The sequence below is a fragment of the Halocatena marina genome, assembly GCF_023276375.1.
Classification (GTDB): domain Archaea; phylum Halobacteriota; class Halobacteria; order Halobacteriales; family Haloarculaceae; genus Halocatena; species Halocatena marina.
In genome coordinates, this window is the sequence record NZ_JALLPK010000001.1 from 2265600 (window position 1) to 2291468 (window position 25869).

Below are 25869 nucleotides of genomic sequence, written 5' to 3' on the forward strand. Positions count from 1 at the left end.
TTGCCAGGGAGATCCATCAGTCAACTATGCAAGAACGATCGACATCAACATCGCGACCGGTACTCGACAACCATCTTCATCTCGATCCGGTGAACGGTCGTGGAGTAGAGGCAGCGGAAGCATTCGCTGCCGCGGGCGGAACACATCTTCTGGTGCTGAATAAGCCATCATGGCACTACGCTGTCGACGTGGCTGATGCTGATGATTTCCGCGTCGGATTTGATCACACAATTGACGTAACACGACGGGCAGCCGAGGTGTTGCCAGGGGATGCGTGGCCCGTTCTCGGTGTTCATCCAGCCTTGATCTCTCGGCTCGTCGATCAGGGGATGACTCCAGCAAAAGCGTGTGATCTCATGCAGGTAGGGCTCGACGTCGCCGCTGAATACGTCGCGTCGGGAGATGCGCTTGCGATCAAATCAGGTCGTCCCCACTACGATGTGAGCGATGACGTGTGGGACGCCTCGAATTCGGTGATGCGCCACGCGTTCTCTCTCGGTGCCGACCACGGATGTGCGGTACAGCTTCACACCGAGGGTGGAGAGGATTTCACTGCCGTCGCCGAATGGGCAGAACAATCAGGCCTCCCACGCGAGCGTGTCATCAAACATTACTCTGCGGGTCGATTATCCGGACCGATACCAAGCGTCCTTGCAGACAAAGATGAGCTGGTGCGCGCCGCAGAGGCAGGCGAGCCGTTCATGATGGAAACCGACTTCATCGACGATCCGGATCGACCGGGAGCGGTGCTGGGACCAAAGACAGTCCCCCGGAGAACCGCGTGGCTGCGCGAGCAAGGCTACGAAGCAGCGCTCGAAATAGCCCACGTAGAAACCCCAAAAAGTATATATGGCATCGATATTCGGGGAACACTCGACGAAAATCGGCTCTAAAGCAGTCACGAGGAGACTGGGGACCATCCCGGGTATCGATGGTGAGTGAGAAAGGCATATCATCGACTGGCTGTTGTGTCCTGTTATGAGTTCCCCCGAGGGTGAGTACTACACTGATGAACGGTGGCAGAATTGGATTGAACGGTTGACATCGGAGGAGATCGATTTGGAGGATGAAGAATCCGGCCGACTGCTCCAGAATTTTCAGGACGACACGGTCATCGCGATCGCAAAAATCGTCACTGACTACGACGAGGGCGAGCTGGACGAAGAGACCGCACTGTCGGAGCTGTCTGACGTACGCGAGATCGTTCTGACGGATGTCGACCTCGATGGTGAAGACGAAAACACCCTAATGTTGGTGAACGCGGTTCAGACGGCGCTCGTCTGCGTGTTCTATGCCGCCGAAGAATACGTCGTCAACGAGGCACCCGAGACCGATATCGAACAGTATATCGAAGCGGCGCGCGACGCCGAAGCCGAAGAGGATTTCGAAACCGCTCTCGGCTACTGCGCACAGGCTGGTGCGAGCATTATTGACGGCGAAGAACTAGAGCCGAGCGTTGGGGAAGAGCTCGAATACGGTCCCGTCGCGGACTGGGTCACTGGTCTCCGGAGCCTTCAGATCGCGATGGCAGACCCCGAAGTGGTCGAAGCCGAAGAGAGCTGAAGCGTCACTACCAACACGGTGTGAAACAAACGAGAACAGGGCTGCGAAGACTCGTCTGAACGTTCGACACCGTATCGATACTGCTCCCGTCTCTTCGGCCAAGCGGTACGAGAGCGACTCTCGAAATGAGTGCGGAAGGCTATCCTTCCTGAATCACCAGTTGCAAGGCAGAGATATCTTCACCTTCAAGATTATTTCTGATCGAACTCTCCAAGCACGTAGTGGGATGCCGATGAATTCGTATAGTAGAGTCCAATTCGCCCTCCTTATTTTATCGTGGATGATGAACCTCGTGCATGGAGTTCTTCATCGAGTACGCGAACACGACAAGCGGGATCCTACTTACTCCGCTGGCGGCCCAGAGCGCGCTCGTCGATATCCTCTCCGGTTTACTTCCTATCTTCATCATTGCCGCATTCGTCGGTATTTTTGTCGCCAAAGTCGGGCGGTTTCCGTATACAATCGCGCTGTTGATCGCCGGATTCGGTGTCTCGATCGTCATAAGCGTTGTCGACCGACCACTCATCATCGAGAAGATCTCACTCTCGCACGATCTCATTCTCTTTGTTCTTCTCCCGCCACTTCTGTTCGAAGGGGCAGCAACGACCGAGTTCGAGCGGCTTCGTCAGAATCTACGTCCGGTACTCGCACTTGCGGTTGTCGGATTGCTACTGTCGATCACGCTTCTTGGAATCGTCGGCCAAGAGGTGTTCGGCTTTCCGTTGCTTGTCTCGCTCCTCTTTGCGTCAATGGTTCTCCCAACCGACCCAGTGTCAGTGCTCGCACTTTTCGAGGAGCTCGGTGCTCCCGAGCGACTATCGGTGCTCGTTGAGGGGGAAAGCCTGCTCAACGACGGGGTTGGTGTCGTCGTGTTCTCCGCGTTTTTGTTGTACGTTAATAACGGCACACCGGCTGGAGATCTATTTACGATCGGTGGTCTTTCGCGGCTGCTCGTCGATATAGCCGTGGTGAGCCTTGGCGGTCTCATCGTCGGCTTTGTGGCTGGTTACGTGATCTACAGCGTTATGATCAATCTCGACGAGCAGATGACCGAGATTGTTCTCACGTTCATCCTCGCATACGGAAGTTTCCTGGTTGCAGAGCACTATCTCCACGTCAGCGGCGTCATCGCAACCGTCGTCGCGGGGTTGTTCATCGGCAATCGTGGTGCGGAGTATGCGATGAGTCCGCAGACAAAAATCTCCATTTTCAACAGTCTCGAAACGGTCGCGTTTCTCGTCAATACGTTTCTCTTCATTATGATCGGCGTCGTGACACCGGTTAACCAGCTCATCGAACACGCCGGACTCATTCTTCTTGCCATCCCGCTTGTTCTCGCTGCTCGGGCAATCACCGTCTACGGACTCACCACGTTCGTGAACAGGGTGAACGAGCCGACAATATCCCGATCATACCAGCATGTCATCGTCTGGGGAGGACTACACGCCTCAATCCCGATCGCGTTGGTGTTAGGACTTCCTGCCGAAGGCCTGCCAATTGAGCAACTGCGAGCAATGGTCTTCGGGGTCGCTGCGTTCAGTCTCGTCGTGCAAGGATTGACAATGGAGTCACTTCTCGATTACCTCGGGATCGGGACGCGATCGACGGGACGGGAGCTCTACGAACTGCTCGTCGGGCGTGCTCGGGCCGTCGAAAGCGCACTCAACGCCGCCGATCGTCTCGATCAGGGTGGAGACATTCCGTCGTCTGTGTACAACGACTTCACCACTGAGTACGAGCAGGAAAAAGAAACGCTGGACGAAGCCATCTCACAACTTCTGCAAGAACAGCCCGAACTCCGCCACGAACAACGGTTAGCGGGAGAGCGACGAGTTCTTCAGTGGGAAAAGAGCGCACTCATAGACGCAAATCGACGCGGCGTCATTAGTAACTCAGTTAGCGAACGTCTCCTTGAGGAGGTAGATCTCAAACTCGACCGCGTCCGAGACGGAGAATCGACCGTCGATAGCGAGATAGAGGGCTACGAGGAGTTCTGGCGCTCTAAAGCCACGGAGTTTGGGCTGCTCGATTCTGAAACTGAAAGAGACGATACGTGAAAGTACATCTCTACCGAGAGATACACCAAAGGCGGTCCTCTCCGATACTGTAGCTATGACACGAGAGGAAACAGAAAGTCCGTCGTGGGTGACGCTTTCACCCGATGAGCGCATTATCTGGCAAGATCGACCTAGTCATTGGGTGATTGCCAAAGAGCTAATTATCGGAAGCATTGTCGTTGGAATCGGAATCGTCGGGATTGTTCTCCTTCCAGGACTGTGGCTGTTACTCCCTAGTGCTCTTGTCCTCATCGGAGCCATATACGCTGGCGTTACGATCTACAAACACCGGAAAGTCCGATACCTCATCACGAGCACTGAACTCTACAAAAAAACTGGAGTCTTCTCTAAGTCGGTGATTAATCTCAGACTCGACCGTATCCAGAACACATCATTCGATCAAACGTTCTACCAGCGCCTACTCGGATACGGAACCGTCCATATCGAAACAGCCGGGACAGACGGAACGGACCTCGTACTCGAATCGGTCAACAATCCAGAGCACGTGATGGGACGGATAACCGAATGCCTCGAAAAGGTCAAATCACCCGAGTACGATATTGCGTAGTTATGCGCTCTCTGCCGTGCTATCGGGAAAGCGGTCCGCAGCCGTTTTCCGGCTCGAAAAGTGTCTACGGTTCTTTGCGATCGGAATTACACAGCCAGTAAAACCATATTGAGGTGGATTAGATTGGATTGGATCGGATCGGATCGGATCGGATCGGATCGGACTGAATTCGAATCTCGGTACGGACGCGTTGCTCCCAGCTTCAAACTCTTTGATTACGTATTATCGCTTACGCATTTATCTCTGTAGAAGTGGGTCGGGGCGGATTTGAACCGCCGACTTCCTCCGTGTGAAGGAGGTATCATAACCGGCCTAGATCACCAACCCGCATACGATAGGAACAATTCCCGCGACTTAAGGATTCCTTTCGCCTACGGGATTCGACTGTCTCGGTATTCGTCGATTCGATCGCGTGATCTACGGAGCGCTCGTCGGGCATCTCGCTCGGTGCTCTGCTTCCGTTCTTCGAATTCCGCTTTGAGACGTTCGCTTCGGGTTGGTCTCGGTTCCTGATCTCGGCCGAGGACATCGCGGACAGTCCGTTCGACCGGTGACAGTGTTTCAACGACACCCCTCCGTCCTGATTCGCCAGCACGCTTCAGGTAATACCAGGTATCCTTGAAATTCCTGTTCATAGTTATCATTATCCACAGAAAGATAAAACGCTTTTGTCCAGATAATCGTGACGAAGCCAAGAGCAGACCAGAGCACATAGTGTCGATGTATACCGCACACATAGCTGTTGACTGGTGTGGCCACTTCCAGTGCGGGGCAGAAATGAGCACGAACGGAGCGGAGCACAGCACCGCGTTACGATCCGTACGACCGACCGGCCGCGTCCATCGAACGCCTGAGATGTATTCAGGCTCGTTGGTTGTACTCGTCTCTCGCAGCCTTGATGGCAGCAGCGAGGATTGCGAGCATATCGAACATATCGAGTTCACGACGAGCTTCAACTAGCTCATCTCGTGTACTTCCACTGAACTTCTCTTTTTCAGATTCAGCCTCAGATTCAGACTCAGATTCGGTCTCGGTCTCGATTTCGATCTCTTCTTCTGTTTCGATCTCTTCTTCTGTTTCGATCTTCTCATTCTTCGAATCGCTACCTCGGGACCGGAGCAGGAAGACCAACCCGCCGAACGCGAGCGCGACGAGTACCAGCTTGTGTTTCTTTCCGCTGCCGTCCATCGTACCGACGAGTACTGTGTCGGATAGTATCGAACGTATTGTCATGGACCGGTACCACTACATACTCGCTTCATCCCTGTATAGTTATTCGATTCTTAGCCCCTCTCGTATGATTTAGACATTATTTATGTGATACACCTGAATATTTAGTGACTCAATAGACGGTTCAGACGGGTGGTAGTGACGGTGACGCGGTGAGTGACCGAATTCTTCTGCCGTTTCGTCGTCGCACCGATGCTCTTACCTCATCCACGGTGTATCGGCCGACTATGGATGGTTGGCGAATTATACGAGCGCGCACTGCAGACGAGCGTGAGGAAGCTCTTGACGTTCGCCACGAGGTGTTCGTCGAAGAACAGGGTGTCTCTGTTGATCTAGAACACGACCAGTACGACGACCACGCGACGCATTTCGTTGCCTACGATGGCGATCAACCCGTTGGTGCGGCCCGGTTACGCGAATACGGTGACAGTATCGGGAAAATCGAGCGCGTGGCGGTTCGAGCATCGCGGCGGGGCGAAGGCTGGGGACGAAAGATTATGGCTGCCGTTGAAACAGCGGCTCGTGAGGAGGGTTTTATGACGCTCCGATTGGACTCACAGAACGATGCCATCGGTTTCTACGAGCGGCTGGGATACGAAGTAGTGAGTGAACCGTTCATGGATGCGGGGATTCTTCACCGAACGATGAGACGAACCCTCGATTGAACGTATTTGGCTCGAACATGTCGCTCCAAACCATACAAAAAGTGAAGTGTCACTTCTGGCCGTTGCCTACGGATATAAGCAAGCAGAAAGGCTGGATCCACCCACCGTTAGGAGGCCGGAAGCGATTGCCGGGAGAAGGGCAGCGGCGAGCGAGTAGGCTGTATCCCTGATTTCTAAGGTTCCCATCCCCGCTCTAGCGAGACTAATCATCACACGAATGAGAAACTTCAAGAGGAAAAACACCATCACGATCTCTAATCCGAGCGTTATCAACAACGGAAGACTGACACCCATCCGCCCAGCGCTGCATAGCACGTCTTTTGCCATGCCAATCCCCAACTCCTGAGCAATCGCAAGTATGATCCAAAGCGGACCAAGCAAGATAGCAGTCCCAACGACAGATGTATAAAGATCACCCCAGCCGGGCTGCATCACGATCTCGATGAGACCATGGCCCCCCCGACGAAGACCGTGCCCGCTGCGACGAAAGCCGTGTCCACTTCGACGGAAACCGTACCCGACCCAACGAAAACCGTTCCGAATCCGCCGAACGGGCGGTGTTAACAATTTAACGATACGTTCGTAGGTCTTCCCCATATGCTAACTATTAAGTTATTTCCACCGGGGAAAAATCTATCGAAAAGTTATCTGAGATATCAAAACGAATGACGACAGTCTCGCACTCTTGCTTTTTTGCATTCCTCATTCAGAGTCGACTGGTCGATCAGCTGAAACACCGAAGTTAATAACAACCGACGATTCTGACAAAATACGATACGAGCAATGAACGCAAGCGCCACTCTGTCACCTTTCACTGGGGTTACACAGAAGTATCCACTCCAGTGCTTGATTCGATCATTGAGGCAACCACAATGAGATGGACGAATGACAGTCGACAGACGAGATCCGTTGGCGTACTTCTCGCGGTATGGATCGTCGGATCCGTGGTCCTTGGGTTCGTTTTAGAGATTATTTTTGGTTATATTCTTCCCCCATCAGAAGCCAAAGGCGCTGCTCAACTGTTGGGTATCCTCCTCGCGGGAGGGCTGATACTACTTTCACCACTATACAAACGATGGAAAGACAAACAGCGAAAGCGTGTCCAGCAACTATGGGAACAGAAGACACCAGAGACGGCGGCTGAGGCTCTCTCACTCATAGGGCGTCGGGATACACAGGTACGATCGACGGCCATGGCTGTCGTCGCAGAGGTCTGTCGATCCGCACCCGGCAAGATCGTAAAGCAGTCCACAGACGACGCAGCACAGATCGTTGATCAACTAGTTCCTCACTTGACAGATTCAGACCGGGATACACGAATCCACGCCGCTGTTGCGCTGAAATTCTTCACACGGGACTATCCAGATACCGTAATCGAGCACACTGATACAATGCGTGAGGTTCTGAACGGAGCCGATTCGCCGGTACAAATCAGCGTGGCTCTCGCTGTCGGAAACTTCGTCGCTGCTCATCCTGACCACGGTGAGAAGTTCGATGATCAAATCGCCCAGCTACTCTCCGATGAAGATCCTGAGGTCCGATCGGCTGCTTGCATCGCACTCGGACACTTCCCTCCGGATCAGGCGTCCGAACAGTTACAAGAGATGACTGACGATTCGAGCCCACTGGTTGCGAGGTCTGCATCGGCAGCGCTATCGATGTTGCAAGGCGACTCAGAACCTGCTAACCAAATCTTTGAAGGAATAACAGGTGTCCAACGCAGAAGTTCTACTGAGTTCGTCGATGACTCACCCGATCGAGATTTCAATGATGTTGCGGGAATGGACTCTCTGAAGAACAGGCTCAGAGAGCAGATCATCGAGCCGTTCCACGGGAGCGATGTTTATGAAAAGTATGGCGTCGCCTCGGACAGTGGGATTCTCTTCTACGGCCCACCGGGAACTGGAAAAACGCACATCGCAACCTGTCTCGCAGGCGAACTCAGCTGCAATTATATCAGCGTCGATGTTGGCAGTATCGAAAGCAGGTGGGTCGGGGAAAGTTCTAACAACATAAAGCAGCTCTTCGACGAAGCCCATCGGAGTCAGCCGTGTCTCGTCTTCATCGACGAGATTGACGCTCTTGCCACCGATCGATCAGAGTCAAACCAGACAGCTGATAAGAAGAAGATGGTCAACCAGTTGCTGCAGGAGATGTCTACGATCGACGATTCAGATGACATCATCGTGATTGGTGCGACAAACAATCCGGACGATGTCGACGACGCCATGCTTCGGACGGGCCGATTCGACTCGAAAATACACGTCCCGAAACCAGACGCCGAAGCTCGTCTCGCAATCTTCGAACAGTACATGAACGCGCCTACAGAAGCGATCGACCCCGACGAGTTCAAACGAGCGACGCGCGGTCTTGTCGCCAGCGATATGGTTGCAATCGCCCGTCGAGCTGGCGTGCAGGCAGCTACTCGTGAACAGAAAACCGGCCGTGAGAGCATCGTTACAGAGACTGACGTGCTGAACGCCGTCGATGAAATCACAACCGAACAGGGAGGCGTCGGTGAATTCATCCAGCAGCCACCAGAGATGGACTTCTCTGACGTGATCGGAGCGAAAAAGCTGAAATCTGAGCTTCAACAAACAATCATCGACCCACTCACGAACCCGGAATTCCACGAAGAATATGGCCTCGGTGTCGAGAATGGAGTTCTTCTTTACGGCCCACCTGGAACCGGTAAAACGTACATCGCAACCTGTCTCGCAGGCGAACTCGGCTGCAGTTTCATTAGCGCGAGAGCCGGTGACCTCGTCAGCAAGTGGGTCGGGCAGGGAGCAAAAAACGTTCAGACAATGTTTGAGGAGGCTCGCTCCAATCAGCCGTGTATCATCTTTATCGACGAAATTGACGCTCTTGTCACCGACCGAAGCGCCAATCAGACCAAAAGCGAGCGCCAGATGGTTAATCAGTTCCTCACCGAGCTGTCTCACCTTAGCGATGATAACGAGGATGTCGTGGTGATCGGAGCGACTAATCGACCGGATGAGATCGATTCGGCGATGCTTCGAACCGGGCGGTTCAGTGAGAAGATCAGAGTCGGTCCGCCCGATACGAACGCTCGGATTGCACTCTTCGATTCCTACCTCGTTGCTCCCGTCAACGATATTTCACCGCAGGCCATCGGCGAAATGACGGAGGGATTCGTCGCCAGTGATATGAAGCACGTCGCCGAACGAGCCGCTCGCAAGGCTATGAAACGTGCGAAGAACGGGACGGGACCAAAAGAAGTCACACAAGCAGACGTGTCCGAAGCCGTCTCAGAAGTCCGTCGTGGAAAAAGGACTGGACGCGGATGATTGATCAACACAAAGAGCGTATCTCTCGAACTACTTCTGATTAGTTCAGCATCGCTTCATCTGGATGCTCGATAGTTGGACGAATACTCGAGAGGTTACAAATGATTTCACTGTCGATATCGTGGTCGTGCTCAACCGCGTGTTCGATGGCGAGCGTGCTGAGTTCGCGACGACTGTGAAGTTCGGTGCTCGCCGTCCATCCACAATCGAGACAATAACTCCGTTTGATCGAAAGAATCACGCGTGATTTCTTGGATGTCATCGTATTTCAGTTGTATTCTGTGCCTGATATTAGTACACCGACACGTTGTCAGTCACTGTTCGGGAAGCGTTTCTTTATGGGAACCAACCGTGAGGACAGTTGATAACTGCCGCACTCTCGTCTTCCTTGATTAGCCTACGTATGGCTGCTACGTGAATTTTTGGCCAATTTTCACCCAAATTGTCACCAACTATTGCGGCAAGAACAGATCGATCGACGGAAAATACATCGGAATCGGAGGACAGTTCAGGATCTGACTTACTACCCATGTACCAAGCACGGGCACGCTGTGTAGGATGAAGTATAGCACGTCGGTCGCTCTCCGAATTGGTTTGAGTTGTCCGAGTATCAACGGGCACAACACTTATGATGTTTTAGGCCAACCTAAAAACACGGCTCGGTGTAACCGGGCTGTGTGCATCGATCGAGAACAACAGTGGGCTATACACTGTCGGCTATACGGTCCAACCGACAGTCTGCGTCTGTCCTTCGTTCGTTAATACGTTGGTGGTTCCTCACGAACACCTTCGCGTTTGTTCACGACACGCGCAAAGACGAACAACGCATCGGAAAGTCGGTTTAGATACGTTATCGCTGCCTCGTTTACCGGTTCGTCTGTTGCGAGCGAGACTGCACGGCGTTCTGCGCGGCGGACAACGGCGCGAGCGTGATGGAGTCGCGCGCCAATTTCGCTTCCACCAGGAAGGATAAACGACTGTAGAGGATCAAGCTCCTCGTCGAAGCTGTCGATCCACACTTCTAGCTGCTTGATCTCTTCCTCACTCAGTCGGGGCGCATCACTCTCTTCGTCGGGATCCGCGAAGTCCGCCTGAATGATGTGAAGGTGATTCTGAATCGTTTGAAGATACTCATCGACATCGTCGTATCCTGAAGAGACGATAACGCCGATGAGCGTGTTCGCCTCATCGACGGTGCCGTAGGCCTCGATTCGTGGGTTCGTCTTTGAGACACGAGACATATCTCGCAGATCAGTTTTACCCTCATCACCTCGACCCGTGTAGATCTTCATAGAGCAACACAGGGGGCTGAAGGTTTATACCCCACCGGTCACGTCCTTATTGGCGTATTTTCTGTGATATCATCGTATAGCCTCGTTTTGTTGCTCTATATTCACCACTAGTGCATATAGAACCAGCAAATCTGGTTGCAATCCCACATACGATAAATCACACATCAACTATTCCAGTGACTATCTTGGTTCGACCTGCGGGTACAGCTGGCTGATGGGGATCGCAATAGTCATCTCATAAATAACCGATACAGCCGCGCTCCTCACGGATGTTCGGCCCGATAACACTGCTAACCAGATCGAATCGACGCTCAAACGCATAGCCTCCGTTCCCACAGGTCAAACCAAATCATGTTTGAGGCAGGATAGTCCGATTCGCTCGAAACATTAAATGCAGTGATTCCTTCGACCGACACGAATCGTACACCGATTGATTAATAGTAGAACACCCATGATGTCTCGGTGATGACCTTACCCTGTTGCCTATATCCAGTCATATTTCTACAATCGTAAAGTAGCACCGCGAATTTATTTTCCACCGATAATTACAAAATTTTTCTATTTATTATATAAATAGAGCCGGTACAACTATATTGTATCCAGTGGTAATCACTACTAGATGGGAGTTGTTAGCACGCCTTTATTGGATGAAGCACGGTCGATCTTCACCGATCTGGGATACACCGTGTCCAACGCAGGGACCGAGCTTCGAGCAGAGCGCAAGTGGCGTGTCGTGTATGTGACGGCTTCGAATCCGGATGAAACGCCGGAGCATGGGGAGCTCCGGTGTTTCGTGACTCGCGAGGATCACGCCTCATCGTTGTGCGACGACTTACTCGCACGCGCGCCAGAATATGATTGGGCAGTGATGGGTCTTACGGATACCGGTGGGTATCAGATACATCATCCGACGATAAGTGAGGGACTGCCGACGTGATAGGAAGACAGTAACGGAGAAAGTCGGATCGAAGATTGGACGTTCAGATAGTATATAACGAATGTCTTATCGCGCTGAGTCGAGTAGACAGTCCATGTTCGTCGGGCACGGGCTGCTGGCGTTTGCCGTTGTCGCTCTTTTTACACGACGGATGGGATGGTCACGCGAGCGAGCACTATCTCTCGGACTTATCGCCTGTGCATTCGGAACCATCCCCGACGTAGACATGTTGTATGCGCCGATTGGACTGTTCGCAGGAGCAGGTGGACTACTCGAACGTGCGGAGAATTTCTGGACAGCGAGTACGCTCGTACATCGGACAGTCACACACTCTCTGATCGTTGGCAGCATTGGCGCTCTTGGCGCAACAGCGTGGACGGGAGACACGCAGTCACGGCATGTTGGGATTGTTCTACTCAGCCTGCTCGTAGCCATAACCACGTTGCTGAGTGGTGGTCTCGCTGGTGCGATTATGCTCGTATTCACGCTTGCAGTTCTTGCTGTTGCAACCGCTGCAGGACGGCTCGGCTTCGGCTCACGCGCTGTCTTCGGGGCAGCGCTGTTCGGCCTACTCAGCCATCCGTTTGGTGACGTATTCACAGGTGCGCCACCTCAGTTTCTGTACCCACTCAGCATGCAGCTAATCGAAGGACGAGTTGCCGTCAGTCAGTCACCGACCCTGCACCTCCTCGGTGCAGTGGGAATTGAACTGGCGACGATGTGGCTCGCTGCAATCGCCTTCTGCTCGATTGCTGACCGACAACTCCGCGACCACATTGAGCCGTGGGCCGTCCTCGGCGTTGTCTACGCGGTTGCTGTGCCGACTATCCCACCGCCAACACTTGCGTTGTCCTATCCCTTCGTAGTCTCCGTTCTCGGTGTGGGCGTTGTGTGTAGTGTCCCGCGACTGGACCCACGCCGTCACGAATGGCTCACCGCAGCAGTGACGGGCCTCACCGCTGTTACCGTCGCGGTACTCACATACGTAGTGACGTACAATATACTCAAAATTTGAGACGGAAGTGCAAACACACAACACAGCCGACCCGTTTGTTCCAGCCGTATACGTTTTAGCGAGCCAATTCGTGAAACAAGTATGAACACGTCGGGACTGGGACAAACGCTTCGGAGTGAGCGAATCAATGCGTTGCTTGCGTGGGTGCTCGTTGGCTTTGTCGCTGTTGTTGCCGTCGTAAATGTCGGGATAGATCTACTTTGGGCGGGGTTCGCAGCGTGTGTCGCGGTGCTCGGTGTGGTTCCGGCTGTTGCTGTGCGCTCGCTGCGCGCGATGCTTCCGTGGGAGGTGCTCGCGCTCGCGTCGCTCCCGCTTCTCGCTCAGACGTTCAGAACACCGGGGACTGGACAAGTTGCGACCTACCTCGCTGTCGCAGCAGTGGCACTCATCGTCGCCGTTGAACTCCACGTGTTCACTCCCGTAGATATGAACTACTCGTTCGCTGTCCTTTTCGTCGTCGTCACGACCATGGCTGCTGCAGGCGTTTGGGCAATCATCCGCTGGAGTGCCGACATCTATCTCGGCATCAGTTTCGGACTCACAGAACGAGAGCTGATGTTCGAGTTCGTTGCCTCTACGGTCGCTGGCCTCCTTGCGGGAATCATCTTCGAACTCTATTTCCGTCGGTTCATACGAGCACACGAGCGGCTGGAGGTAGATATATGATCTTCGCTCAACTTGGAATCGAGCAGCGTCACCAACGTCGCGTCGTCTGGTTCATGGAAGTCGGACTGGTTGGTATGTTCTTCATCGGTCTCGAACGCCAAAACACGGGCATCATCGTCAACACTGCCATCGCGCTTGCCGTTTCACAACTCCCGCCAATCTTAGAACGGGATTACAATATACCAATGAATCCCGGTCTCACGCTGTGGATCACCGCTGCCGTCTTCTTACACGCGCTCGGGACTGTGGGTTTTCCTGGAACGAACTCGTCGTTCTACAATTCGGTTTGGTGGTGGGATCACCTCACGCACGGGCTTTCAGCATCGGTTGTCGCCGCCGCTGGATACGCTACTGTTCGCGCGATCGACGTTCATCTCGACGAGATTGAGCTTCCTCCAAAATTCATGTTCGTGTTCATACTCATGTTCGTCATCGCGTTCGGCGTTTTCTGGGAAGTCATCGAGTTTGCGCTCGGTGAACTTTCACACATCATTGGTGGCAGACCGATTCTCACACAGTACGGTATCAACGACACGATGCTTGATCTCGTGTTCGATACTATTGGAGCAGTTATTGTCGCCATCTGGGGAACAGCACATCTCAGTGGTGTTGTCGGTGCACTTGTCCAGCGATTCGACGATCGCAGTTGATACTCGTCTGTTCAGCTCAGCCACTACATTGACGAATCCTGAGACCGTATGTCATGCTAACCATCCCCGTGCCCGAATACCGAATCCAGCACAGGGGTGGCTGTACGAATCGTTCGCAGAACACAGACACAAGATGAGAGCCATGGTGTATAAGAAAATCACCTTGATCGGAACAAGCAAGGATGGATTCGACGCGGCGACGACAGACGCCGTCGATCGAGCAGAGAGAACACTCGATAACATCCTCTGGATCGAAGTCGAGAATCTTGGTGTCGAGATTGCCACTGTCGATAGCCGCGAGTATCAGGCCGAAGTCGAAGTGGCGTTCGAACTCGCCGAATGAAAAATGAGGAGACGACTATTTTTCGATCGTTGTCACCGAAACACGGCGATCGCGTGGGCCGTCACATTCGATGAACACAATTGATTGCCACGTTCCAAGCACGAGCGCGCTATTCTCAACGGGGACTGTGACGTGCTCACCGAGAAGCATCGCGCGGAGATGTGCGTCGGCGTTCCGATCGATGTCGTCGTGAGCGTATCCGGCACCTTGTGGAACAAGCTCGTTGAGCACGCGCTCAACATCGGATCTGAGCCGTTGTTCATCTTCGTTGACAACGACACCGGCGGTCGTGTGAGGGACGAACACCGTACAAAGTCCCGAATCGATATCGAGAGAGGCTGTCACTCGATCAGTAACATCGATGTACTCGACGCGTTCGTTTGTGGAGAGTTGAAATTGCATGTGGAATCTGATCGGTCAGGATGAACGATGTGGCCCGCGTTATGTCCGGAATGACTCGCCACAGCCACACTCGCTGACCACATTGGGATTTTCGACGTGGAACCCCTCTCCTTGAAGCCCTCCTTCGAAATCGAGGATACTCCCTTCGATGTAGTTCATACTCGCCGGATCGACGAATATCCGCAGCCCGTGGTGTTCGTAGATAGTGTCGTCTGCTTCCGGTTCGTTATCGAAGCGCATTCCGTAGGAAAGACCAGCACAACCCCCTTGTCGAACGAAGAGACGAAGCCCGGCTTCGTTCGTGTCCATATTCTCCCCGTTCAACAGACCGAGAGCTTCCTCTGCAGCCGTCTCAGTCACATCGATCGTTGTATCCGTCTCCACCGTCGAGCTCATGTCTCCCTCTACCATATGAAGACTGTTAATCTTGACGCCAGTCACCGGATCACGGACAGTTGAGCGGTGACAATCGACGATCGGTTTCGTGGTTCTTGTATGAATAATATCGTTGACGATACTCGAAATGAATCGTAGAGCGACGAAAGTTCCATATGTCACTGCCAGAAACGACCCCACATGATTCGACAGCTGCTGTACGGAGTACTCGGAGGAATTGGTGTGGTCACAGGCATTCTCGCGGTTGGACTCGCGGCAACCCACGTTGGGTTCGTGCTCGATGATCCGCCCCTTTTGATCGGATTCGTCGGGACGTTCGTCGCGGGATGCTTGCTCGTGGTCCAAGGAGGCAAAACAGTCGCCGCACAGATCCCGCATCGGTTGACAACACAGTGAACTGATTACGCCCGATTATCGAGAGACGTCAGACCGTCACTCGTTCTCGTTCTTGTTCTTTGTCGTGTCCTCGTTTGGTTTCTGTGCTTGTTTCTCGCGCAGTCGATTCTCCGCTCGTCGGAAGACGCCACGGAGCGAACTCACTTCTCGTCGTGTTGGGTGCGCGCGTCCGAGCACGCGGCGCCAAAGGCGTCGAATACGGGATTGCTGTTCGGGAACGATGCCAACCGGCTCGATGAACGTCTCGAACTGATCGTGCAGGCCCTCAATGTCTCGCTCGGAGGCACGAACGATTTTTGTTGGATGTTGGGTTTCGTCGACAGTGATCGATCGGAGTTCGTAGAGAACGATAGTGGCTGCCTGACCGAGGTTGAGAACAGGGTAGGCTTCACTCGCCGGAATAGAGCAAATTTCGTCGAGTGACGAGAGTTCCTCGTTGTGGAGACCGACGCGCTCGCGGCCGAACACGATCACTGTCTCGGTCCCCACGGTGGTAAGTGAGTCCGTAAGTTCACGCGGTGTCACAAACGGATAGCGGACGTGTCGTCGATCGTCGCTGTTAGTGACCGCTGTACAGCCCACCGTGTGGAAGTTCTCTATCAGATACTCGAAGGAGACCGTTTGGGCGTTTGGAAGCACATCTTCGCGCGCCTGTCCCGCGAGAGCGTAGGCCTCACCGTCGGGATCGAGATCTGGTGGATCAACGAGATAGAGATCGGAGAGACCGAAGTTCTTCATCGCTCTAGCGATGGTACCGACGTTGCCGGGAGTCTGTGCGTCGACAATGGCGACCGAGATCATACCTCAAGATCGTCGAAATCGAGATCCAGTGCTTCGCGCTCTTCCTCACTCAACGATGCAAGCTCCTCTTCGAGCGACTGCAGCTCCTCATCAGGTTCCGGGTCCGGAACCGAGTCGGGATCGGTATCGACGTGCTCGATCCCACCGTAGCCTTCGGGCGCACGCCCACCGTCTGCAAACCACTGGTGGAATGCGTTCGAAAACAACCGATCACCGACGAGTTCGCGTCCATCCTCTTCTCGAAACCAGTAGAGAAAGTCCACTTCGTGTCTGTTACAGAGGACGGTCTCTCGGAGTGGTTCGCCGTAGACGACGGCGGCCGACCGACAGCGCTCTTTTTCTTCTTCACCGTGGATTAACCAGCAGGCATCACACGGATCGTTGACAACATCCATCAAGCGAGAGATTCGATCTCGCGTATCGGGAGACATATCGGAAAGAGCCCTGAAATCCCCCTCCTCGTTGAACACCTCCTCTTCGTCGAACCGCCACCCGCGGAGTCCGATACTAACTTTCGTCATGAGATCGGGTAGCCGGTGGGAGGTGAAAAGCAGCGTGCTTAGCACTCACTCTCCAAAGACTACCGATTGCTATTCGAAGGCGGAATCGTCGATAGACGAAAGATCGGTTGCTTCGTCGAACGATTGATACTGCTTGCGCCACTCGTATCGTACATGGCAACAATCGTTCCGCCGCGTGAACGCGTTTGTGAACGCTGTGGTCGGGGAGACATTTGGGATGAGGAATCCGAAAATTGGGTCGTTGCTGACGATCCCGGTGACCCATTCTGTCTCCACGATTGGGACATCAACGGTACATACAACCCGGTTGATGAGTAGTGACTGGCAATGCCGACTGCCTACATCACCGCACCGCCCGACAGCGCGACTGATCTCGCTCGGATGCTCGTCGACAAGCGACTCGCAGCCTGCGTGAATCGCATTGACTGTCAATCGATCTACCGCTGGGAAGGCGAAATAGCCAACGAAGAAGAAGTAATTCTGTTAGCGAAGACAACAGACGAACGCTACGACGATCTCGTCGAACAGGTCACTAAGGCTCATCCGCACGACGTTCCCTGTATCGAGCGCTTCGATGACGTTCCGATCGAGTCGTTCGCCGCATGGCGTGATGCGTCCGTAGCGTAATAGAGTTCAGCAGACTCTAGTCTGATGTAATACATATGACCCGAGTTACACTCGATTGGTACGCCGATATTGGGCTTCTGAGTCAGTTTCCTCCTTGATGATTGGTCTATTTGAGAACGACCGCGACAGTTATTACTGTTGGCAAAGGATTCCATTCCATGTGCGTACGGTACTATGAGAACCAACATTCAATGTGGGGGTTCGAATGGTCAATCTGCTCCAACGGGAACTGATTGGCCAGTTTGTCGGTAGCGACTTTGATCCCTGCTCTGCCACCTGTAGTTTCCACGATGGCACGTGCACGCTTGAAGCCGGAGATACGCTTCAGATAGAAATCGAGCGCATGTGTGGTGAGTGGGTACCGTTGTTTCATCGTTGTGCAGACCACGCTGTCGAAGCGTTTCCGGAGGAACACAGTGTCCACGGTGTCGATCAGGCACTCATCGATACGACGCTTGCTCCAACTGGCGCGCATCTACCCGAGACGAACGAGTACGCGCCTGATGCGCTCACGATCGCTGATATCGAAGTTGTCGATCACTCGCCTCCGACGGAGGGCCGCCGGCCGACCGATCAGGACTGACAGACCGACGCGAACACGTCTTCGTGAAGCGTGTTCGAAACGTGTTCCATTAGCGTCCGTAGGTTTACCGTGTCATCACGGTTGTACGAAACGAGCGTCGAGAGCGCGTCCTCGTCTCCGCTTTCGTACTGTCGCCAGAGCCTGACAGCGTCACGGCCAGTAATGTCGGGTTGATCGCGTCCGATTCCGATGTCCTGTTCGATCTGTTTCAGTCCACCGGATAGTCCAAGCTGGCGGCACGGATACATGAGATCAATGTGTGGTGCGTCGATGCTGATGTCGAAGGCAGTTTCGAGAAACGGTACATCGAACCGCTTGCCGTTGAACGTGACGAGCAACGGGGCAGTGCTGATGGTTTCTTGGATAACATCGCTCGTCAACGGTTCGCCAACGCCGGGTGCAGCATCGTTGACGAACGTCCGTGTTTCACCGCTCTGGTGGATGCTGACTGTCGTTACCTTGTTGTTCGTTTGGCTCAGGCCAGTAGTTTCGATATCGAAAAAGCAGGCGTCGTCGTGAAAGTTCTCGTAGAGTCGCCACTGATGACTGCTTGGAAAGATATCATCGAAAAACCGACTGTCGCCCGCGTCGAGACGCGTTCGTGCGGTGTCGATGAACGATGCGATTCGTTCACTGGTTGTTTCACCGACGATTCCTCGCTCAAACTCATTCCAGTGCGTAATACCGTTTCGCCAGAGCTTCTGTTCTGTCGTTTCACCGACGCCCTCGACTGGAATGAAACTGTTCTCGATGCGCATGAGTTGTAATGGGATGGCGCTCTCACCTAAACGCTCCGACGACAGGTCGGTCGCGCCCTCTGTTTATGACCGTTACGTTCACATTCGAAATCAAAAACAGATTCACGTGAGCAGAGTGTGATCGAAGAGTGATCACTGCGCGAGCTCCGCGATTGGTGCGACCCGGATCAGCCGTGCAACTTCCTCTGGGAGACTCTGTCGTCCCTGTCCACCCTCGACAGTTATCATACCAAAGGGTGCAATTTCGATCACTTCGAGTTCACCGCCGGGAGTGACGCCCGATTCGGAAAGATACCGTAGTTCCTCGTCGGTCCGGTGGCGCACTCGTTTTACGATGACGTGATCTCCGACCTCGCATTCGATGAGCCGATGGCCAGGATCGTCTTGTGGTGGCGAAAGATCAGATGCGGGGATCGGATCACCGTGTGGATCGACACGCGGATCGCCGAGTAGTTCGGCGATCCGCTCCTCGAACCGCTCGCTGATGTAGTGTTCGAGGCGGTCGGCCTCGTCGTGTACGTCGGTCCAGTCGTAGTCGAGTTCGCTCGCCAGATACGCCTCGATCAAGCGGTGATGTCTGAGCACCTCGATAGCAACGGTCTCGCCTTCTGGGGTCAGCTCTACCCCTTTGTATTTCTCCCGTTCGAGCAGTCCACGCTCTTCGAGCGTATCGATCATACTCGTGACCGTGGGTGACGTGACATCCATCCGTTCGGCAATTGCGGACGTCGCGACCCGCTCGCCAGACTCCTGTTGGAGCACATAGATGGTTTTGAGATAATCCTCCATCACGTCACTGAGCATAGTCATACGAGGTGACGACCGAATAAAAACCGTTCCATCCAGATAGACAGCTACACGACAGCTCGGGCATCACGACACATCTGCAGAGCACAAGACAGTGGCGCGTGCGTATCACAAACACAAAGCAGACAGTGACAGAGAAATTGAAATAAAATTGAAAGATGTGCTCAATGAGCAGATTAGTCGTTCATCGGGGATTCAGTTCGCGATGGTTGTTGATCGGCTCCGAACTCGATATCCTCGGTGAAACGGTCGAGGAAGAAGACGAGGGTGACACCGATGACGCCAGCAGCGACAATGATTCCGATAACTCCCGGTGTCAGCTCCGAGACTTCGCTGTTGATGGTGATCACCGGAGCGCGGAGTGAGCCGAGCATCAGGCTCACGAGGAACGTAAGAGTTGCCTGCCGATAGTTCGAGAGCGCGTATCTGATGATGTGAGTGATCGTGAACAGGCCGAGGAATGCACCGATAACGAACGCGACAATCGGGATTGCGGTGGCAACGAGCGCGCTCGAGTCACCACCAGTCACAACAGCGAGGAGCTGCGAGATGAACTGTCCTGGGAGCGCGCTCATATACTCATACTGACCGAACATGTAGAGGATGAACGCTCCCGAAATTCCTGGGAGCACCATTGCACAGATCGCGATCGCACCACTCCCAAAGAGGAGCAGCGGTGAATGAGTGCCCGAACTGCCACTGGTGAACCCTGTCAGGAGAAACGCTAATGCGAAACCGACCAGCGCAGCAGCAGCACGAGGCACCGAATCGATCGACACGTATCGATAGAGTACGACTGCAGCAGCCGCGATCAATCCGAAGAAAAACGACGATGTCAGCACCGGATGGCCCTTGATAGCCTCATGCATTATTCCAGACATGACGACGACAGCCGTCACAATTCCCATCCCGAGCGCGATGAGAAACGGAACGTCCATCTCAACGAGATCATCGTACAGTGAAGCACGACCGTCTGAAGTGTGCAAATATGGGACGTGTTCGAGCACGCGCGGATCGATCCCCGCAATCGCGTCGATCAACCGTTCGTAGATCCCTGCGATGAGTGCGATCGTTCCACCAGAGACGCCAGGAACCGTGTCTGCTGCCCCCATGCACACACCCTTAAGATAGATGACGAACCATTCACGAGGACCAGTACCACTCATCTCAAACCACCGTTGCCCGCTGTTCGAGCGCGTTGTTTGCCAGCTGAGTCTGGACCAGTGCTGTGTTCCCGATGCTGTCGGTGTTCATCGCGCTTTCACCCAACTTCCCTTCGAGTTTCGCTTCACTCGTCTCGTTTGTCGTCCCGTCGTTAGTATCGTTGTTGGTGTCGCTGTCGTTTGAGCCAACCGTCACACGAACGGTTGAGTTGTCTTCACCGATGACTTGCGCCTCGGTTACTTCGGCCTCCGTGGTTGTACCATTCTCCGTCGTGTTGTTCGCTGTCGTGTTGTTCGCTGTTCCGGTAGCGTTGTCGTTTGTCGTGAACGTGTACGGTCCTGTTGCGCGGACACTCACGTTTGTGTGTCCGTTTTCAGGACTCCACTTGTCGTAGCCGGTTGTCGAATAGGGGAGCGTCATCGCGAACTGCCCTTGCGCATCTGTCTGTGCGTGTTGTCGATACACGAAGGTCTCGTTCGTGGTCGGTATGCGCATCGTGACGCTTGCTGTGACGTTCGTGTTCGGTGAAGCGGTTCCATTCACTGTCGCACCGGGAACGCGCTCGAACGTCTTCACCCACGGTTGGCCGTTGACGTAGGACGGTCCACGCTCTTGACTCCCATGGACGAGTCGGTAGTGTTTCAGTGCTGGAATCCGCTCGGAAGGCATGTTTCCAACGAGACCAACCCGTGAAGATCCGTCTTGCTTGACGAACTCACGGGCGGCGCTCATGTTGTCGAACTGTTTGACAGGGGGTCCCTGATCCTCTCCCGGAACGACGCGGATCGAGATCGTCTCTCCGTTGGCCGATCTGACCTGTCGTGTTTCCCAATCGAGCACTGTCGGTTTCGGCTCTACCGCACTTCCATTGAACGAGTACAGGCGGATCCGCATGCTCTCGTAGTGGCGCTGGGTCGGGACGTAGGTGATCCGCTGATAGCTACCCTCTTCTGTGGACTGATACAGTGGGAATACAAGGTCGCTCTTCGAGATGGTGTCGTTCGACTCGAACTGGGTCGGAGCCCCATATTTCGAATAAATACTGACGATCTGCCAATCGACCATCACGTACCGCGTCGATTCGTTGCCGTCGATGAGGTCAGTCGCATCGCTCTCATTGGACGAAAGCAGGAAGTCAGCCGATTTCTGGGCACCTTGTTGGAACGGGTTCGCCGTTGGGATCCGCTCACCGAGCACCGTGATCCAATGACCGTAATCCCACCACGATAGGACGCCGTATGCCCCAGGTTTGTAATCGTAATCTTCTGTTGGTTCGTACGTTCCGTAGTAGTCCATCGGCTCAGCGTCGGGATGGCCGTACTGACCCTCTTCGGGCGTGTTGTTCGAGAGCCATTCGAGGCTCGAATCCCACTCAATCCCGTTGGGCCCGGTGGACGCTGCTTCGGTCGTCAGCAGTCCGAATCCTTGTGAACCGCCCGAACCCGAACCTGAACTCGCCCCCGAACTGCCCGCGCTTCCGAGCATGATGAACGGTCCAGTAATGAGGAAACAAACGATGACGAGAGTTACGACTTGATGGATTTCGAGGTCATCGAGCCGGTCTATCGTGGAGATGCCGAGGAAGTCGACGATGGTTCCGACGAGATAGCCGTTAAGAACGGCGACAGGAAGTGCGAGATAGTAGTTGAAGCGGACTTGGGTGAACACAGCCATCGTCATGAAGACACCCCAAACGACGATGAGGAGTTCTTCCGGCCGTGATTCATCGTCGATGGCGATTCGTGTGATAGCGATAAGTGCGCCGATAGCAGCCGAGTAGAAGGCAATCCCGTACGTGTAGTTCATTACCTCGATCCAGTAGTTCTGAGTGCCTTTCTCCAGACCGAGTGGCTGGGCCTCAATGACAGTCCGTTGTGCGGCTGTCGTGGAGAGTCCAATAAACCGCAGGGACTGAGACACCATGTACGAGTAGAGATCCGGAAGCGCGACGGCGACAGTACCGACCGTGAGAACGATGCCTCCTAGGATGAGGACGGGATATAGCCAGCGATTGATATTTCGGGAATCGAACACCCGAGCGAAGGCTGCCATCACAACGAGGCCGAGTGCGACAGTGAACAGAAGTGCCGGCTGAAGAAGCGAAGGATCGGTTGCGGTGAATGTAAACGTAGAGATCCGAACTGCAGTGAGCACACCTGCAACAGCGAACGCAACGATGCCAACGATAGCTGTGTGTTCCGGGCTTTCCCCACGGACGTATTCGAGTGACAACTGCAAGACGAAGAAGATACTGAGTACAGCAGCGATTACGATGCCCGGTGGCCATACCCAGATGTAGAGCGCAATAGCGAGTCCCGCGAGAGCCGCCACGCCGAACGGTCGCGACAGCGGCTCGGTCTCGCGCGCTGCGACCAATTCGTACACGGGCTTTTCCTCGCTTGCAACGCGGAGCGCAACCATAATGGCAAGGAAGGCAAGCGCCTGAAACAGCGCTTCTGCAGCGTGATGGTCGGAAAAGCCGACAAGACTCCGCTGGAGGAATCCTCCTGCGGTGAGTGAAAGGACGAGAACGGCAGTGACTCCACCCAGACGCCCACTGATTCGACGTCCAATGAAGTAGACCGGAATCGCGGTGACCGCTCCAATAACCGCAGGAGCAAACAGCAGCGTCAACGCGATCGTCTGTTGGCTTGGACTCCCAAGTCCGATGATGAGTGCGACGGTCGCAACGATCTGGTCGTAGAAGGTTCCGAACTGACCCGAAGCCGTCCCCGCTGGGAAGTTCGTCCACGGATCGAACGGCATCGTCGTCGGCCAGTTGTGAACGGTGTAGGTTGTCTGTCGGAGGTGATACCACGCGTCGTTTCCTGAAAAGTAGACACGATCGTTAGTAACGAATTTTTCCCACATCCGTGCTCGATTCCAAAACATGAACGCAATCAGAAGCACGAGCACCGGGACGTGATACAACGCCACCGCACGCTCGTAGAGAACGTCCCGGTCCAACGTTAGCCATCTCTCTGTCCGCTGGCTCATTGGCAGATAGGAACGCAAAAACGCGGATAAAGCTTTGGAAAGATGCCTCTAGACGATGCGTTTCCTGAACGACTCGATTATAGACCAGTTAAAACTGAACGAGTCGAAAAATGTCTAACCCACGGTCACGAGGCGGACGTATGCTCATTTCGGTCGTCGTCTGCACCCATACAGAAGACCGCTATCCCTATCTCCGCGAAGCCGTCGACAGCGTCCTCGAACAGACCTACGAGAACCACGAGATCATCATCGTCAGCGACGGCAGTTCGACAGTCGAACGTCGCGCTCGGTCGGACTACGGTGAGCATCCTGATGTTACCGTCCACCTCCAAGAGACGAACCAAGGACTGCTTACTGCACGCAACACAGGGGCGTCGTTCGCCAACGGAACCGTCGTGGCATTCATCGATGACGACGCTGTCGCCCACGAGAACTGGCTCGCTGAACTCGCAAAACCGTACGAAGAAGACAAAGCTGAAGCTGAAGATGATGTGAGTCAAGAACACCCGGTTGAGCGTGAGCGCGATTACGATAGCGATCCTAATCACGATCACGACGGTGAGCAGCCGCTTGCCGTTGGCGGGAAGATGACGCCGCTCTGGGTTGCGGGAAAGCCTGAGTACGTGCCAGAAGAGTTCTACTGGCTCATCGGTGTGACTCACCGGGGATTCGCGGACGGAGCGGGGGAAGTTCGAAACACGTTTGGATCAAATTTTTCTGTTCTGCGAACAGTGTTCGATGAGCTCGGTGGTTTTGACACCGAAATCGGGGGAAGAAAAGGTGATAAGCATCTGCAGGGTGGCGAGACAGAACTCTGTGCGCGTCTTCGGAGTCGGTACGACGTCGGCGTGCAGTACAATCCCAAAGCACGGGTCGCCCACAAGGTGTTCGCGTACCGTACTGAACCGACGTGGCTCATCAAGCGGGCGTTCTGGCAGGGCTACTCGAAGCGCGGGATGGAAGTGTTGCTCCCGGAGTCGACGACGCCAGCGACCGCCGAGGAGACTGAATTTCTGGGTCAGTTGCTCGGTGAATTCGTCCCAGAACGGCTCGTAGCATTGGTTCGTTCCCCATCGACAGCGGCGCTCTCACAGCTCGTGCTGTTGTTCGTTCTCACTGCAGCAGTCGGTGGAGGATATCTCTACGGAGCATTCGCGTGGCGTTCATCGGGATCAACGCTCTCGTAGGACCACACCAGCTCGAAGTATCGGTGAAGCCCTGCAACGAACGAGCCGTTCTCGGTAATTGCGGCTTGGCGCATGTGGTTCGGTACGTCGTCTTCTTGGACGAGGAGGATCGCTGTTCCGGTGTCATACTCCATGCTCGGATCGGCGATCGTCCCGCGCCACGGGAGTGCTTTTTCGCTGTACCGAAGACCAACCGAGGGATACGTTTCGGTGACGTGTGACACAATATCAGCCTGTCGTTCGCGCGCCGCTGGTGTGAGAAGTTGCGGGGATAGCAGGAGAACCCTGACGTCGATTCCTCGCTCAACAGCGTCTTCGAAGGCAGGCTCGATACGATCGAGATACTCGAACGCCTTGCTCAGCACTCGCACGCTCTTGCTTGCAGTGTGGTAGATGCGTTGTGTCCCGTTTTCACTCGGTTCGCCGACATCGACGACGTGAAACAGCTCCTCGGCAGGGCGGTTCTCTTCGTTTGCGTGTTCGAAGCGCGGCCCAAACTCCGACAGGAACGCATCGCTTGCGTCCTCGATCTTGCGCTGGAACTTCTCGAACTCCTGTCGACGATTTTCGGTCGCCAGCTCAAGCACTTCGGCGGGCGGTCTCGCCACGTACTCTTTCGGACGGCCGGGAATGACCTTCACGTATCCCTCAGCAGCGAGTGAATCGAGAACGCCGTAGATACGAGCTTTCGGAATCCCTGTCGCCTCAGCGAGATTCGGAGCCGTCGTCCTTCCGAGACCAAATAACTCGGTCATCGCATCCGTTTCATATTTCGTTAATCCGAGACGATCGAACACGTCCGTGGCGGACATACTCGGTCTACCAGCAGAGCGAGGATAAAGCTGTCAATCGTTCGCCTGCGAGGAGATACAAGAACAGAAGAGAGAACGAAATGAAACGAAATAAACGCTAATTGAAATTCGAGCAATCAAA

Annotated in this window: 30 protein-coding genes and 1 tRNA gene; 16 read left to right on the forward strand and 15 right to left on the reverse strand. The window is 54.2% G+C overall.

From position 1 onward, the window contains the following. The first annotated feature begins 26 nt into the window (after nucleotides 1-26). From MW898_RS10195 to MW898_RS10210, 4 genes are all read left to right on the forward strand, one after another. Nucleotides 27-893, forward strand: a complete 867-nt coding sequence (locus tag MW898_RS10195) for a TatD family hydrolase (RefSeq protein WP_248906903.1) — start codon at nucleotides 27-29, stop codon at nucleotides 891-893. 85 nt (nucleotides 894-978) lie between these two features. Further along, nucleotides 979-1563, forward strand: coding sequence for a DUF2150 family protein (locus MW898_RS10200; RefSeq protein ID WP_248906905.1), 585 nt, complete (start codon nucleotides 979-981; stop codon nucleotides 1561-1563). Between the two features lie 296 nt (nucleotides 1564-1859). Next, nucleotides 1860-3620 carry a cation:proton antiporter gene (locus MW898_RS10205; protein ID WP_248906907.1) on the forward strand — a complete coding sequence of 587 codons (1761 nt, stop codon included), beginning with the start codon at nucleotides 1860-1862 and terminating at the stop codon, nucleotides 3618-3620. 55 nt (nucleotides 3621-3675) lie between these two features. After that, nucleotides 3676-4188, forward strand: coding sequence for a PH domain-containing protein (locus tag MW898_RS10210; RefSeq protein ID WP_248906910.1), 513 nt, complete (start codon nucleotides 3676-3678; stop codon nucleotides 4186-4188). Between the two features lie 252 nt (nucleotides 4189-4440). Here MW898_RS10210 and MW898_RS10215 read toward each other — a convergent pair. The 3 genes from MW898_RS10215 to MW898_RS10225 form a co-directional block, all read right to left on the reverse strand. Beyond that, nucleotides 4441-4515, reverse strand: a tRNA-Val gene (locus MW898_RS10215). Nucleotides 4516-4559: 44 nt separating this feature from the next. Continuing rightward, complete coding sequence (locus MW898_RS10220; RefSeq protein WP_248906912.1) at nucleotides 4560-4823, reverse strand: DUF7553 family protein; 264 nt, start codon at nucleotides 4821-4823, stop codon at nucleotides 4560-4562. 226 nt (nucleotides 4824-5049) lie between these two features. Further along, nucleotides 5050-5421, reverse strand: a complete 372-nt coding sequence (locus MW898_RS10225; protein ID WP_248906914.1) for a hypothetical protein — start codon at nucleotides 5419-5421, stop codon at nucleotides 5050-5052. A gap of 224 nt (nucleotides 5422-5645) precedes the next feature. Between MW898_RS10225 and MW898_RS10230 the strand changes: the two genes are divergently transcribed. Next, nucleotides 5646-6083 carry a GNAT family N-acetyltransferase gene (locus tag MW898_RS10230; RefSeq protein WP_248906916.1) on the forward strand — a complete coding sequence of 146 codons (438 nt, stop codon included), beginning with the start codon at nucleotides 5646-5648 and terminating at the stop codon, nucleotides 6081-6083. Between the two features lie 66 nt (nucleotides 6084-6149). Here the strand turns inward: MW898_RS10230 and MW898_RS10235 are convergent, their stop codons facing one another. Then, nucleotides 6150-6680 carry a hypothetical protein gene (locus MW898_RS10235; protein WP_248906918.1) on the reverse strand — a complete coding sequence of 177 codons (531 nt, stop codon included), beginning with the start codon at nucleotides 6678-6680 and terminating at the stop codon, nucleotides 6150-6152. A 275-nt stretch (nucleotides 6681-6955) separates the two neighbouring features. On the opposite strand from MW898_RS10235, the gene MW898_RS10240 reads away from it, so the two are divergent. Continuing rightward, entirely contained in the window at nucleotides 6956-9394 is a 2439-nt protein-coding gene (locus MW898_RS10240) for an AAA family ATPase (protein WP_248906921.1), read from the forward strand. 40 nt (nucleotides 9395-9434) lie between these two features. Here the strand turns inward: MW898_RS10240 and MW898_RS10245 are convergent, their stop codons facing one another. Both MW898_RS10245 and MW898_RS10250 read right to left on the reverse strand, forming a co-directional pair. Beyond that, a complete protein-coding gene (locus MW898_RS10245) occupies nucleotides 9435-9656 on the reverse strand; it encodes a hypothetical protein (protein ID WP_248906923.1) in 222 nt (73 codons plus the stop codon). A 496-nt stretch (nucleotides 9657-10152) separates the two neighbouring features. Continuing rightward, nucleotides 10153-10686, reverse strand: a complete 534-nt coding sequence (locus MW898_RS10250; protein ID WP_248906925.1) for a cob(I)yrinic acid a,c-diamide adenosyltransferase — start codon at nucleotides 10684-10686, stop codon at nucleotides 10153-10155. Nucleotides 10687-11305: 619 nt separating this feature from the next. On the opposite strand from MW898_RS10250, the gene MW898_RS10255 reads away from it, so the two are divergent. From MW898_RS10255 to MW898_RS10275, 5 genes are all read left to right on the forward strand, one after another. Beyond that, nucleotides 11306-11623, forward strand: coding sequence for a DUF7116 family protein (locus tag MW898_RS10255; RefSeq protein WP_248906927.1), 318 nt, complete (start codon nucleotides 11306-11308; stop codon nucleotides 11621-11623). Nucleotides 11624-11717: 94 nt separating this feature from the next. Beyond that, nucleotides 11718-12638: a metal-dependent hydrolase gene (locus MW898_RS10260; protein ID WP_248906928.1), complete on the forward strand. Its 921-nt coding sequence runs from the start codon at nucleotides 11718-11720 to the stop codon at nucleotides 12636-12638. Between the two features lie 81 nt (nucleotides 12639-12719). Beyond that, nucleotides 12720-13304: a hypothetical protein gene (locus MW898_RS10265; protein WP_248906931.1), complete on the forward strand. Its 585-nt coding sequence runs from the start codon at nucleotides 12720-12722 to the stop codon at nucleotides 13302-13304. Then, a complete protein-coding gene (locus MW898_RS10270; protein ID WP_248906933.1) occupies nucleotides 13301-13954 on the forward strand; it encodes a DUF2238 domain-containing protein in 654 nt (217 codons plus the stop codon). The genes MW898_RS10265 and MW898_RS10270 overlap by 4 nt, the downstream gene beginning before the upstream one ends. A 142-nt stretch (nucleotides 13955-14096) precedes the next feature. Further along, entirely contained in the window at nucleotides 14097-14297 is a 201-nt protein-coding gene (locus MW898_RS10275) for a dodecin (protein WP_248906935.1), read from the forward strand. A 15-nt stretch (nucleotides 14298-14312) separates the two neighbouring features. Here the strand turns inward: MW898_RS10275 and MW898_RS10280 are convergent, their stop codons facing one another. Both MW898_RS10280 and MW898_RS10285 read right to left on the reverse strand, forming a co-directional pair. After that, nucleotides 14313-14699, reverse strand: coding sequence for a secondary thiamine-phosphate synthase enzyme YjbQ (locus tag MW898_RS10280; RefSeq protein ID WP_248906937.1), 387 nt, complete (start codon nucleotides 14697-14699; stop codon nucleotides 14313-14315). Between the two features lie 39 nt (nucleotides 14700-14738). Continuing rightward, nucleotides 14739-15095 (reverse strand): HesB/IscA family protein, encoded by a 357-nt coding sequence (locus MW898_RS10285; RefSeq protein WP_248906939.1) that lies wholly within the window; start codon nucleotides 15093-15095, stop codon nucleotides 14739-14741. A 180-nt stretch (nucleotides 15096-15275) separates the two neighbouring features. Here MW898_RS10285 and MW898_RS10290 point away from each other — a divergent pair, with 180 nt between their 5' ends. Continuing rightward, entirely contained in the window at nucleotides 15276-15491 is a 216-nt protein-coding gene (locus tag MW898_RS10290; RefSeq protein WP_248906941.1) for a hypothetical protein, read from the forward strand. 36 nt (nucleotides 15492-15527) lie between these two features. Here MW898_RS10290 and MW898_RS10295 read toward each other — a convergent pair whose 3' ends face one another. Beyond that, entirely contained in the window at nucleotides 15528-16292 is a 765-nt protein-coding gene (locus MW898_RS10295) for an RNA methyltransferase (protein WP_248906943.1), read from the reverse strand. Further along, nucleotides 16289-16813, reverse strand: coding sequence for a DUF8114 family protein (locus tag MW898_RS10300; RefSeq protein WP_248906945.1), 525 nt, complete (start codon nucleotides 16811-16813; stop codon nucleotides 16289-16291). Before MW898_RS10300 ends, MW898_RS10295 begins: the two co-directional genes overlap by 4 nt. A gap of 153 nt (nucleotides 16814-16966) precedes the next feature. Between MW898_RS10300 and MW898_RS10305 the strand changes: the two genes are divergently transcribed. The 3 genes from MW898_RS10305 (at nucleotide 16967) to MW898_RS10315 (ending at nucleotide 18023) form a co-directional block, all read left to right on the forward strand. Continuing rightward, nucleotides 16967-17131, forward strand: a complete 165-nt coding sequence (locus MW898_RS10305) for an HEWD family protein (RefSeq protein WP_248906947.1) — start codon at nucleotides 16967-16969, stop codon at nucleotides 17129-17131. A gap of 9 nt (nucleotides 17132-17140) precedes the next feature. Further along, a complete protein-coding gene (gene cutA / locus MW898_RS10310) occupies nucleotides 17141-17440 on the forward strand; it encodes a divalent-cation tolerance protein CutA (protein WP_248906950.1) in 300 nt (99 codons plus the stop codon). Nucleotides 17441-17645: 205 nt separating this feature from the next. Continuing rightward, nucleotides 17646-18023, forward strand: coding sequence for a hypothetical protein (locus MW898_RS10315; RefSeq protein ID WP_248906952.1), 378 nt, complete (start codon nucleotides 17646-17648; stop codon nucleotides 18021-18023). Here MW898_RS10315 and MW898_RS10320 read toward each other — a convergent pair. The 4 genes from MW898_RS10320 to MW898_RS10335 form a co-directional block, all read right to left on the reverse strand. Continuing rightward, on the reverse strand, nucleotides 18014-18781 hold the full coding sequence (locus MW898_RS10320) for a ribonuclease H-like domain-containing protein (protein ID WP_248906954.1): 768 nt from the start codon (nucleotides 18779-18781) through the stop codon (nucleotides 18014-18016). The two genes, MW898_RS10315 and MW898_RS10320, sit on opposite strands and share 10 nt — an antisense overlap. A 132-nt stretch (nucleotides 18782-18913) precedes the next feature. Beyond that, nucleotides 18914-19585: a metal-dependent transcriptional regulator gene (locus tag MW898_RS10325; RefSeq protein WP_248909747.1), complete on the reverse strand. Its 672-nt coding sequence runs from the start codon at nucleotides 19583-19585 to the stop codon at nucleotides 18914-18916. A gap of 179 nt (nucleotides 19586-19764) precedes the next feature. Further along, complete coding sequence (locus MW898_RS10330) at nucleotides 19765-20754, reverse strand: DUF368 domain-containing protein (protein WP_248906956.1); 990 nt, start codon at nucleotides 20752-20754, stop codon at nucleotides 19765-19767. Nucleotide 20755: 1 nt separating this feature from the next. After that, nucleotides 20756-23749: an oligosaccharyl transferase, archaeosortase A system-associated gene (locus MW898_RS10335; RefSeq protein WP_248906958.1), complete on the reverse strand. Its 2994-nt coding sequence runs from the start codon at nucleotides 23747-23749 to the stop codon at nucleotides 20756-20758. Between the two features lie 140 nt (nucleotides 23750-23889). Between MW898_RS10335 and MW898_RS10340 the strand changes: the two genes are divergently transcribed. Continuing rightward, nucleotides 23890-24936 carry a glycosyltransferase family 2 protein gene (locus MW898_RS10340; protein WP_248906960.1) on the forward strand — a complete coding sequence of 349 codons (1047 nt, stop codon included), beginning with the start codon at nucleotides 23890-23892 and terminating at the stop codon, nucleotides 24934-24936. Here MW898_RS10340 and MW898_RS10345 read toward each other — a convergent pair. Next, nucleotides 24891-25748, reverse strand: a complete 858-nt coding sequence (locus tag MW898_RS10345; protein ID WP_248906962.1) for a TrmB family transcriptional regulator — start codon at nucleotides 25746-25748, stop codon at nucleotides 24891-24893. The two genes, MW898_RS10340 and MW898_RS10345, sit on opposite strands and share 46 nt — an antisense overlap. Nucleotides 25749-25869 lie beyond the last annotated feature (121 nt).